This is a genomic window from Armatimonadota bacterium (assembly GCA_017993055.1).
GTDB lineage: Bacteria > Armatimonadota > UBA5829 > DTJY01 > DTJY01 > JAGONM01.
Map to the genome: position 1 here is coordinate 26,978 of JAGONM010000026.1, position 10,740 is coordinate 37,717.

Sequence of the window (10,740 nt, forward strand, 5' to 3'; positions counted from 1 at the left end):
ATTCAGGGCCCACGTGATTCTGGATGCTGAATCGAGTTCAGCATGACGGTGGAGCGGCATGTGGCGGCCGGTAGTGGCCGTGGCTCGGTGCCGGCCAGCCGCCCTTCGATACACGCGCCGGAGCGCGCACTCAGGGCTTACGGAGCCGGAACCTCCCCCAACCCCTCCTTGATAAGGAGGGGAGCTTCCTGCTGTCCCCCTTGACAAGGGGGACCGGCCTCCGAGCCGAGGGGGTTCTGCCTCCCCTACCTTTCCGCGAGGGAATGCCTGCCCGGACCGCGAAACGTAGACCTGGCATGGGCGACTACGACGACATCGAGGACGAGGACCGCGAGGAGAAGCGCCGCCGCAGGGAAATGGAGGACGACGAGGACGCCCTGACCTTCGTCATCGCGGACGAGCACGCCAGGCAGTGGAGGGAAGCCCACGGCGGGTCGTGCTGCCTGGTCCCGGCCGCGGTCGCTCTCGCGCTTGCCCTCGCGGCCGCCGTCCTGATGCGGTGAACCCGCTCCGGGGCGTATCCTTTCGCCGCCCCGTCCCGTCTATCCCGTGGAGGGTGCCGAGATGCCCGAGAAGAGAGCTTGGAGTTGGGTTCTCGCCGTGATCGCGGTGCTGGCCGCGGTCGCCGCGCTTGCGTGGACGGCCGTCGCGGTCGCGAAGAACCTGCGCGAGGCGTCCCGGCAGAACCAATGCATGGAGAACCTGCGGCTGCTCGGCCGCGCGTGCGAGATGTACCAGAATGACTGGCACGGAGTCCTCGTCCCCTACGGCGCGCCGTTCGCGTGGAGTCCAAACGGCATATGGCCGGTCCTGCTCGACCCGTACCTGAAGCGGATGGTCGGCGGCGCCTCGGTAAGAACGAACCTGGCGAAGATATTCAAGTGCCCAGATGACGAAGGTTTGGAGTGTTTCTGCTTCAGACCCAGCTATGGCATGAACCAGAGGTGCGGGGGCTGGCAGCCGAAAGGGAAGCCGGTAGTCATCTCGCTGAAAAGCGTCAAGTTCCCGTCCGCGACCATCCGAATCGCGGAGGTGATGTGGGAAGCGCAGGCCGGAAGCCTCTTCGCCGCCAGGCCGAGCGATTACAGGCCACACGACCCCACATCCCATATGTTCGCGACCTGGCACAGGGGCAGGGGAAACGTCCTCTGGATTGACGGGCACGTCTGCTCGATGACGCTGGAGCAGTACAACCTGCGGGACAAGGGACCGTACGACGGCAACATCTGGCTCCGCCTCGAAGGCCCGAAGCCGCCTCGGCCGTAGAGGGTTCAGAGCTCCAGATTCAACAGGCGGCGTCTCTCCCCCCTCCCTCCAATCCTCCCCCGTTCCCTCCGATAATACCGGTAGAACTACCAGGAGGGTTCAGCCATGCAGCACCGGGACAGGTTCAGGGAACAGCTTGCCTTCGCGAGGGAGATCGGCTCGACGGCCGCCTCGCACGCCGCCCGCGCGGTCGAGGAGACGGTCGGGGCGGGCGTCCGCGTCTCCGAGATCAACTCCGGGCTCTTCCGCGTCATCTCGCTGATGGAGATGGTGACCGACCCGGCGAACAAGGCTGTAGGGGTGGTCGCGCGCGTCGAGGGGAAGGCTCCCGGCCACGCGCTCTTCCTGTTCCCGTACGCCGACGCTCCCGCGCTGGTGGACAAGGTGGACGCCAACCCGGACGGCACCACGAAGCAGATTGACGGCTACGCGCTCTCCGTGCTGAGCGGGCTCGGCGGGAAGCTGATCTCCTCGTCGCTCGCGGCGTTCTCCGACGAGACGGGCCTCGCCTTCCGCATCGGCGCGACTCAGACGCTGGTTGACATGGCGTGGGCGGTCGTGTCGAAGGTCTTCATGGCGGCGCTCGCCACCGACGAGAACGCGGTCATGGTGGCCAGCAGGTTCGGCGACGGGCCGGGAGTGCTCGACGGGCTGTTCCTCTACATCCCCGGGCCGGGGAGCCTTCAGGCGATGGAGGCCGCGCGCGCCGGGAAGCTCGGCATAGAGCTTGACCTCGGGGAGTTCCCGCACGAATCGGAGCCCGCCCGGAGGCTCGACATCGAGCCGGACACCGCCGGCCGGGTGATCCCGCTTACGATGTGGGACATAGACTACGACCTGCCCGCGGCGGCGTGATCGGCGGCGGGAAGGGATAAGGGGTAAGCAAGACCGCCCCTGACGTCATGCCGGACACGATCCGGCATCCAGAGGGATGGATCCTGAATCGAGTTCAGGATGACGCGGCGCTCGTTCAGGGTGCCGGTCACCCATCACCCATCACTCATCACGAATCACCGACAGCCACCCACGCCCCGCCGGCGGCGAGCGACTCGTCCGCGCGCTCCAGCACCGAGACCAGGGCCGTCGCCCGCTCCGCCGGGAAGCCGCCCTCCCCCGTGCGGAAGAACTCGACGTTCCGGCGCATCAGGTTCGCGTAGAACCCGTCGAAATCCGCGACCGCCGCCGACCGGTACGTCTCCGCGCTCGTCCGGATGCCGACCGTCCAAGGGAAGAGCGACCACATGTCGTCCGCCGCCCGCACCGTCACGAACGCGCGCCTGCCCCCGCCGTAGTCGAGCGTCACCATCCGGCTCGACGGCGTGCCGGTGTCCGCGAGCCGCTCGATGCCCGCGCCCATCACCCGGAGCGCCATCGCCAGCGTGTGAAGGCCGTAGTTCCTCCACTCGCCCATGCCCGTCACCCACACCTCGGCCGGCTCGCCCTCGATCTCGCCTAGCAGCGCCTCCAGTTCCACCGCGAACGCGAGGCCGGAACTGGACGTTATCCTCGCGCCGTGCCGCTCCGCGAGGGCCACTATCTCCCGGGCGTCGGCGGCGCTGAAGGAGAGCGCCTTGTCTATTGCCGTCGGCTTGCCGAAGGGGAGCACCCCCCGGCAGAGCTTCAGGTGGTCGGGGATGTCGTCCGGCGCGAGGACGATCGCCGCGTCGGCACTCCCGACGGCCTCGGCGATGCTCCCGGCCCGGGGAACCCCGTTCTTCGCGCACCAGTCGTCGCCCCGGGGGTCGGACTCCCAGGCGGCGGAGACATCGGCGCCCAGGTCGGAGAGCGGGCCTCTCAGCAGGGAGAGGAACTTGTCCGCGTGGTAGTTGTTCAGGTGGTGGTCAATGAAAGCGATGCGCATGGAACTCCCTCAGCGGTTCGAGACGCCGATCCACACGGTGCCGACGCGGCTCGTAAGGTTCATGACGGGCACGGAGGCGTGGTTGACCCCCCCGCCCTCGACCGGCTCAGCGAACGGCTTGCCCTGGAAGGCCCTGTCCGTGTGGACTTCCGCCATGCCGTCGGTGTTGACGATGGCGACGTACGCGAGCCCGCCGCGGGTCACCGCCTGGTCGGCGTACTGCTGAAGCTCCTCCCAGTTGCCCTGAACGATCTGCCGGTTGCCGAACGTGGCGATCGCGCCGGCGACCTGGTCGGCGACCTCTCTCTGGGCGGCGGCCAGGTCGGCCTGTGACGAGGCCTTGAGCGACCGGAGGGCCATCGCCTGGGAGACCCAGAGGACCAGCGCGGCGACGACGACCAGCGCGAGGAGGATGAGGGCCCACCTCAGCGTGATCCTCCTGTCCAGGAACCCCTTCTTCGGGGATATCGAATCGTTCATCTCGCTCACCTCCATCGGCGGTCGGGCGGCTGCCCCTACTACTGTACCAGATTACCGGGCCGAGGGGAAGGGCGCGGGGGAGTGATGGGTGATGAGTAGTCGGACCCGCTAGTCTCGAGTAGCGAAGCGTATCGAGAGACGGCGGCATGCGCAGCGGCCGCGCCTCAGTGCCGACCGGCCGCCCTTCGATACACTCTCCGCTCCGCTCCGAGCACTCAGGGCTCACGGTTCCTGTCGGACGCAAGACGGGCGTCACCCTGAACGACCGCCCGTCATCCTGAACTCGATTCAGGATCCACGGACGCGCATGGATGCCGGATCGTGTCCGGCATGACGTCAGGGGCGGTCTTGCCCCCTGCCCCTCCCCGCACTTGGCAATCCTCGCGCAAAATGCTAGAATGCCCGCATGGACCACACGAATGCGCGCGAGCAGGCAGACAAGTTCCTCGCCGAGGCCGGCCAGTTCCGCCTCGGCGACCTGTTGACCGAGTCATCGCACCCCGTCACGAAGCAGTTGAGCTACGTCGCGAAGGAGAGCACCTCCGACGCGCTCAAGCTCCTCTTCCAGGTTGACGCCGACGTGGTCGCCAAAATGCGCGAGCTGGCGGAGAGCGGGCGGCTCGTCGAGATCAAGAACACCGTCCGTGACGCGATCCTCGCCGGCGGGAAGCTCTTCTTCACCGGGTGCGGAGCGACCGGGCGGCTCAGCATCCAGCTCGACTCGACCTGGCGGTTCTTCTGGAAACAGCAGGCCGAGAAGGCCCGGGCAGAGGGGCGCGATCCCTCCCGCTTCGAGGACCTGGAGCACCGCACGTTCAGCGCCATGGCGGGCGGCGACTTCGCGCTCATCAAGTCGGTCGAGGGCTTCGAGGACTTCACCGCGTTCGGCGGCAAGCAGGTCGGCGACCTCGGCATCGGCAGGGGCGACGTGCTCTTCGCGATCACCGAGGGCGGCGAGACCTCGTTCGTCATCGGCACGGCGTGGAAGGCCGTCGAGGTCGGCGCGAAGGTCTATTTCGTCTACAACAACCCCGACGACGTCCTGCGGGAGCACGTCATCCGCAGCCGCGAGGTGATCGAGGACCCGCGCATCGAGAAGATCAACATCACCACCGGCCCGATGGCGATCATGGGCTCCACGCGCATGCAGGCGACCTCCAGCGAGCTCTGCACGATGATCACGATCCTGGAGATGGTCTGCCGCGACCTGCTCGGCCTCGAATCGGAGGGCGTCCCCGGCGAGTTCGCCTCACTGCTCGCGGAGATCCACTCGACGCTGATGTCCGGCGAACTCAGGAACCAGCTCGCGAAGTACACCGAGACGGTCGTCGGCATCTACGGCAAGGGGAAGAAGGACAACTACTTCGCCGACCGCCTCGGGATAGACGTGCTGACCGACACGACGGAGCGCTCGCCGACGTTCTGCATCCCCGCTTTCCGCAAGTGGGACGACCCGCAGGCGGACGAGTCGTGGACCTACCTCTTCCTGCCGCACGAGGGCGCGGAGAACGCCTGGACGAATCTGCTCAACCGCCCGCCGCGCGGCCTCGCGTGGAGCGACGACGAGATTCTCGCGCTGGTCGGCCCGGAGCAGGCCCCCCGGCAGTACGAGATCATGCGCCAGATCGGCACGGAGGAGATCCTGCGCTTCAGGATCGGGTCGGACGGCCTCCGGTACAGGCCGGCGGACCCCGGCGACGGGTTCGCGTGCGTGGTGACCGAGGCGGAGAAGCAGTCGCTCCTCCGGCCGGGCGGTTTCTACCGGACGATGCTCGAGAAGGCGCGGGACGGCGGGGCGCACGCTTCGTTCTTCTTCCTCGGGCGGGAGGCCGCCGTCGAGGAGGTGAAGGAGTTCGCGGTGTCGTGGGACGTCCCGGCGAACGCGGTCTACCTGCCTGTCCCGGAGAACGACCTCCTGCTCGACGGGCTGACGCGCATCGGCGTGAAGATGATGCTGAACGCGATGTCCACGCTCACGATGGTGAAGCTCGGCCGCGTGCTGGGGAACTGCATGGTCGCGCTGGTGCCGAGCAACCTGAAGCTGATAGACCGCTCGACGAGGTTCATCGCGGAGCTGACGGGGATGTGCTACGACGACGCCTGCCGCCTGCTCCACGAGTCCATCGAGTACGTGGCCCCGAGGATGCTTTCGGGCCGGACCTACCCGCCGGTCGTGGCGCTCTCCGTCATGCGGCACAACCACGCCCTCGATCCCGAGGCGGCGGAGGAACGCGTCTGGAAGGAACTCGGCCGCGGGCGTTGACGGGTGATTGGTGATTGGTGACCAGTGACCGGAAGGGAACCCGCCAGTCCTGAGTAGCGAAGCGTATCGAAGGACGCCTTGGAGTGCGATGGCTTGACATCGCTTTTCCGGGCCGTGGCTCGACGCGGCCGTCGCTCCGGGCGTCAAGCCGCCCTGCCGAAAGCGGCGTCGTGCCGCCGCACTCCAAAGAGCCCGTGCCGGCCAGCCGCCCTTCGATACACGCGCCGGAGCGCGCACTCAGGGCTTACGGTGTGGTTGGCTTCCGGCCCTCCCCCAGCCCCTCCTTGATAAGGAGGGGAGCTCGAACCGCTGCCCCACTTGCCGACTATGCTGTCCCCCTTATCAAGGGGGACCGGCCTCCGGGCCGAGGGGGTTCTGCCTCCAGCGCCCTTCGATACACTCTCCGCTTCTCTCCGAGCACTCAGGGCTGACGGTGTTGTTTTGCCCGCTCCGAGCACTCAGGGCCGGCGGCTCCGCTCACCCATCACCCACCACTCATCACCCATCACTCATCACCCATCACTCATCACTCATCACGCCCCAGTCTGCCCTTCGATACACTCTCCGCTTCGCTTCTAGCGCTCAGGGCTGGCGGTGGTCGGCATCAGGCGGCCCCTACGCCGCCTTGCGGACGGCCTCGCGCTCCTCGGGCCCGCGCCTCATCGCCGCCCGGATCGCGAGCGTCTCGTAGACCGCCGATATCTCCCCCGCGTGGACCGCCATCGGCCTGGGCGCCTTGATGCGAACGCGCAGGTGCCGGGGCATCGCCCGGTGCTCCACGACGCACCTCATCTGCAGGGCCAGGCTCTCCGCGTTCCCGCGCTCGAACAGCAGGCCGTTCTCGCAGTGCCTCACGACGTCCGGCAGGCCGCCGACCGCCGAGGCGATCACCGGCACGCGCGCGCCGAGCGCCTCCAGCACGGTGCGGGGCGGGTTCTCCGGCGCGAGGGTCGGGCAGACGCACACGTCCGTCTCGGAGAGGAGCCGGTGGAGCATCGAGTGATCGTAGTCCGCCCCGAAGGCGACTGCGGGGAGCCGGTGCTGGAGCTTCAGGACCTTCTGCTCGATCTCCCGCGAGTACTGCGGGTCGGAGATCCGGCCCTGCATCGAGATGCGGAGCCTGTCTCGGATGTCCTCCAGCATCGAGGCCGCCTCGACGAGCAGGTGGGGGGCCTTCGTCCGGGAGATCTCGCCGACGTATCCGAAGGTGATCGGCCCGCCGGAGTCGTGCTCCCGTCGGTGCTTCCACGCCCAGAGGGCCTCCGCGGTCTTCGCGGCGGGAAGTATCCTCGCGATCCTGCCCTCGGGGATGCCGTGGGAGAGCAGGGTCTCGAGCATGAAGTCGGATTCCGCGAGGATCATGTCCGCCCCGCCGAGCCACTCGATCATCCGGGAGTACCTGTCAGCGTAGGCCTGCGCGCTTTCGCAGGTCGGCGTGCACTCCAGGCACTCGCCGCACTTCGCGCCGTTCCCGGCGTCCGCGCAGACCTCTCCCTGGCGGTTGACGAGACTGCCCCTCGGGCAGATCAGCCGGAAATCGTGCATCGAGACGACGGTCGGCAGGTCGTACTCCCGCGCGGTGGGGATGAGCGAGGCGCAGAACCCCTCGATGCTGTGGAAGTGGACCATCTCCGGCTCGATCTCGTGGAGCATCCGGCGGAACATCTGCTCGCAGTCGGGGTTGCTCACCTCGCCCGCGGGATCCTGGGGGCCGCCGGGGGCGCGGCGGTTCGTGACGGCATAGACCGCCGTGCCGCCGCAGTCGCGCCTGCACACCGAGAAGCTCCTCTGCCCTTCGACGTGCAGAGGCGACGCGGCCAGGAGCGCGTTCCGATGGCCCTTCAGCGCGAGCTGTTCGCACAGTTCCTGCGTGTAGGCCACCGTGCCGTCGCCGATGTGTTCCGGGGGATGCCCCCATCCGACGTGGAGAATCTTCATCTGTTCACCTCCGGAGCGAAATCCGAAATTCGAAGCACGAAAAGGCAAGGCAAATTCGAAATTCGAAATCCGAAGCACGAAATTCGAAACAATACCGAATGACGGAAAAGGGCAAACCGGAAAACGGGGACTCCCCTCCGGCATTTGCCGTTTTCCCCTCTTGTGTTTTGTTTCGAATTTCGAATTTCGTGCTTCGTGCTTTCCCGATCAGGCTGCTTTCCCCATCTCGATCGCGGCCAGCTCGCGCCGGGCCTCCGCATGATCGGGCTCGAGCTCGAGCGCGCGCAGGAAGGCCGCCCGGGCCTGGCCGTCCTCGCCGATCATCGCGTAGCACCGGCCGAGCGCCGTCAGCGTGTCCGGGTTCGCCGGCTCATAGACCAGGCTGTCGCGGTACTCGGACGCCGCCTCCCAGTAGGAGCCGATCTCGCAGAGCACGTCGCCCATCGCCTGGTAGGCCCCCGGGTACTCCGGGTCGAAACCGATCGCGCGCGAATAGCACTTCATCGCCTCGGGGAAGCGCCCCCTGGACGCCAGCAGCCGCCCCAGTTCCACCATCGCCTGCGCGTGGTTCATCTCACGCAGCCTTTCTCGCGGCAGCGGGCGCTTCGGCCTCGCGCTCGACCGCGGCGGATTCGTAGATGCCCGCCATCTTGTTCGCGTGCCAGCTCATCGGGTTCGGCGCGTTGAAGTTCATCCGCATCGCGGAGACCATCGCTGGGTTCTCGACCATCTGCCTCATCTGCGCGGCGAGGTCAATGTGGTTGCCCGGCTCGAAAAGCAGGCCGTTGTAGCCGTGCCCGATGATCTCCGACGAGGCGCCGATCATGGATGCGATGACGGGGACTCCCGCCCCCAGGGCCTCCATCGTGGAGCGGGAGAGCGGGTTGCGCCATATCTGCGGCGAGACGTACACGTCCACGCCTTCGTAAATCTCGGTCAGGGAGTCCGGCCGGTAGTGGCCGGCGAACTCGATCTCGGGGACGTCGCCGCCGAGGGAGCGGATCACGGCCTGTATCTCGCGGCCGTACGCCTCGTCCTCGACCTGCCCGCGGATGGTGATGCGGACCCGGTCCTTCAGGTCTCGGAGGAGCTTCGCCGCCTCGACCAGCAGGTGAGGGGCGTTCCTCCGGGCGACTGTGCCGGAGAACGCGAAGGTCATCACGGCGGGCTCGTCCTCGGTCTCGGACCGCTTCTCCCAGAGCTTCTCCGCGAGCGCGGAGGCGGGGCTTAGGACGGTCACGCGCCGGCAGGCGACCTCCTGCTCCGCCAGGAAGTCCGCGGCGGTGGCGGATGGCGCGATCACCTTCTCGGCGCCGTCGAGCCACTCGAGCACGAGGCGCCTCCGCTCCGCGAACGCCTCCTCCCGGGACTTTTCGGGCCGGCCGCCCTCGACGCACTGCGCGCACTTCCGGCCGTCGCCCGGCCCGGCGCACACCTCGCCGTCCGCGTCGAGCAGGTGGCGCCTCGGGCAGATGAACTGGTGGTCGTGAAGGGAGACGACATACGGTCTGCCCATCTCCCCGGCAACTTCCATGAGCGACGCCGGGAAGCCCTTCAGGCTCTGGAAGTGGACGACGTCGGGGTTGAAATGCTGTATCGCGTAGCGGAAGGCCCGCTCGCACTGGGGGTGGCAGATGTCCGCCTCGGGGTCGAACGGTCCGTCCTCGTCGCGGTTGGCGACGCCGTAGATCTCGACGCCCTCGCAGTTCCTGCGGAAGACGGAGTAGGGCCGGCCGCCGGTGACGCTCAGGGGAGAGGGCGCGAACGCGGCGGTGTAGTGGCCCTGCGCCAGGAGGCGCTTCGCCAGCTCGTGCGTGTACCCGACAGGGTGGCTCGCCAGGTGGTCGGGCGGGTGCCCGCATCCTACGAACATGATCCTCATACCCATTCTCCTCCGTCCTTTCCGCCTCGAAACCGGCCCCTATTTCCACAAATCCCCGGAAATGTACAAGCATTTTTGATTATCGGAAAGATTTTCTTCGGGCTTTAGGGGTCGGATGGGTGATGAGTGATGGGTGATGAGTGGTGGGTGATGAGTGATGGGTGATGAGTGGTGGGTGATGAGTGATGAGTGGTGGGTGATGGGTGATGGGTGATGAGTGATGAGTGGTGGGGGGTGGGTGATGAGTGAGCGGAGCCGCCGGCCCTGAGTGCTCGGAGCGGGCAAAACAACACCGACAGCCCTGAGTGCTCGGAGCGAAGCGGAGAGTGTATCGAAGGGCGTTCTCGGGGCACACCCCAACCGTCATGCCGGACCCGATCCGGCATCCAGAAGGATGGATCCTGAATCGAGTTCAGGATGACGGGGCGTTGCGTCCGACAGAAACCGTCAGCCCTGAGTGCTCGGAGCGGGCAAAACAACACCGACAGCCCTGAGTGCTCGGAGCGAAGCGGAGAGTGTATCGAAGGGCGTTCTCGAGGCACGCCACCCACCGTCATGCCGGACCCGATCCGGCATCCAGAAGGATGGATCCTGAATCGAGTTCAGGATGACGGGGCGTTGCGTCCGACAGAAACCGACAGCCCTGAGCGCTCGGAGCGGGCAAAACAACACCGTCAGCCCTGAGTGCTCGGAGCGAAGCGGAGAGTGTATCGAAGGGCGTTCTCGAGGCACGCCCCAACCGTCATGCCGGACCCGATCCGGCATCCAGAAGGATGGATCCTGAATCGAGTTCAGGATGACCGGGCGTTGCGTCCGACAGAAACCGACAGCCCTGAGTGCTCGGAGCGAAGCGGAGAGTGTATCGAAGGGCGTTCTCGAGGCACGCCCTAACCGTCATGCCGGACTCGATCCGGCATCCAGAGGGATGGATCCTGAATCGAGTTCAGGATGACACCCTTGGCGGCACGCGGCACAGGAACCGAAAGCCCTGAGTGCTCGGAGCGAAGCGGAGAGTGTATCGAAGGGCGTCCTGAGTAGCCCAGCGTATCG

The 10,740-nt window shown here is 66.9% G+C and carries 9 protein-coding genes; 4 read left to right on the top strand and 5 right to left on the bottom strand.

Features of this window, described 5'->3' with window-relative positions; genetic code table 11:
• Positions 1-296: 296 nt before the first annotated feature.
• From KBC96_10665 to KBC96_10675, 3 genes are all read left to right on the top strand, one after another.
• A complete protein-coding gene (locus KBC96_10665; protein MBP6964855.1) occupies positions 297-503 on the top strand; it encodes a hypothetical protein in 207 nt (68 codons plus the stop codon).
• A 61-nt stretch (positions 504-564) separates the two neighbouring features.
• Complete coding sequence (locus KBC96_10670) at positions 565-1,266, top strand: DUF1559 domain-containing protein (protein MBP6964856.1); 702 nt, start codon at positions 565-567, stop codon at positions 1,264-1,266.
• A gap of 105 nt (positions 1,267-1,371) precedes the next feature.
• Positions 1,372-2,121 carry a hypothetical protein gene (locus KBC96_10675; protein ID MBP6964857.1) on the top strand — a complete coding sequence of 250 codons (750 nt, stop codon included), beginning with the start codon at positions 1,372-1,374 and terminating at the stop codon, positions 2,119-2,121.
• Between the two features lie 148 nt (positions 2,122-2,269).
• Here the strand turns inward: KBC96_10675 and KBC96_10680 are convergent, their stop codons facing one another.
• Together KBC96_10680 and KBC96_10685 are read right to left on the bottom strand one after the other, a co-directional pair.
• On the bottom strand, positions 2,270-3,127 hold the full coding sequence (locus KBC96_10680) for a hypothetical protein (GenBank protein ID MBP6964858.1): 858 nt from the start codon (positions 3,125-3,127) through the stop codon (positions 2,270-2,272).
• A gap of 9 nt (positions 3,128-3,136) precedes the next feature.
• The gene (locus KBC96_10685) at positions 3,137-3,607 is read right to left on the bottom strand and encodes a hypothetical protein (protein MBP6964859.1); all 471 of its coding nucleotides are present in this window, start codon (positions 3,605-3,607) and stop codon (positions 3,137-3,139) included.
• Positions 3,608-4,013: 406 nt separating this feature from the next.
• On the opposite strand from KBC96_10685, the gene KBC96_10690 reads away from it, so the two are divergent.
• Complete coding sequence (locus tag KBC96_10690; protein ID MBP6964860.1) at positions 4,014-5,870, top strand: hypothetical protein; 1,857 nt, start codon at positions 4,014-4,016, stop codon at positions 5,868-5,870.
• 615 nt (positions 5,871-6,485) lie between these two features.
• On the opposite strand, the gene KBC96_10695 is transcribed toward KBC96_10690, so the two are convergent.
• The 3 genes from KBC96_10695 to KBC96_10705 all read right to left on the bottom strand — a co-directional run bounded on the left by KBC96_10695 (position 6,486) and on the right by KBC96_10705 (position 9,690).
• Positions 6,486-7,808 (bottom strand): glycosyltransferase, encoded by a 1,323-nt coding sequence (locus tag KBC96_10695; protein MBP6964861.1) that lies wholly within the window; start codon positions 7,806-7,808, stop codon positions 6,486-6,488.
• Between the two features lie 207 nt (positions 7,809-8,015).
• Positions 8,016-8,381, bottom strand: coding sequence for a tetratricopeptide repeat protein (locus tag KBC96_10700; protein MBP6964862.1), 366 nt, complete (start codon positions 8,379-8,381; stop codon positions 8,016-8,018).
• Position 8,382: 1 nt separating this feature from the next.
• Entirely contained in the window at positions 8,383-9,690 is a 1,308-nt protein-coding gene (locus KBC96_10705; protein MBP6964863.1) for a glycosyltransferase, read from the bottom strand.
• Between the last annotated feature and the right edge of the window lie 1,050 nt (positions 9,691-10,740).

Excerpts from the sequence above, each read along its gene's own strand:
- KBC96_10665 (MBP6964855.1), top strand. The coding sequence starts at position 297 with ATGGGCGACTACGACGACATCGAGGACGAGGACCGCGAGGAGAAGCGC.
- KBC96_10670 (MBP6964856.1), top strand. The coding sequence starts at position 565 with ATGCCCGAGAAGAGAGCTTGGAGTTGGGTTCTCGCCGTGATCGCGGTG.
- KBC96_10675 (MBP6964857.1), top strand. The coding sequence starts at position 1,372 with ATGCAGCACCGGGACAGGTTCAGGGAACAGCTTGCCTTCGCGAGGGAG.
- KBC96_10680 (MBP6964858.1), bottom strand. The coding sequence starts at position 3,127 with ATGCGCATCGCTTTCATTGACCACCACCTGAACAACTACCACGCGGAC.
- KBC96_10685 (MBP6964859.1), bottom strand. The coding sequence starts at position 3,607 with ATGAACGATTCGATATCCCCGAAGAAGGGGTTCCTGGACAGGAGGATC.
- KBC96_10690 (MBP6964860.1), top strand. The coding sequence starts at position 4,014 with ATGGACCACACGAATGCGCGCGAGCAGGCAGACAAGTTCCTCGCCGAG.
- KBC96_10695 (MBP6964861.1), bottom strand. The coding sequence starts at position 7,808 with ATGAAGATTCTCCACGTCGGATGGGGGCATCCCCCGGAACACATCGGC.
- KBC96_10700 (MBP6964862.1), bottom strand. The coding sequence starts at position 8,381 with ATGAACCACGCGCAGGCGATGGTGGAACTGGGGCGGCTGCTGGCGTCC.
- KBC96_10705 (MBP6964863.1), bottom strand. The coding sequence starts at position 9,690 with ATGAGGATCATGTTCGTAGGATGCGGGCACCCGCCCGACCACCTGGCG.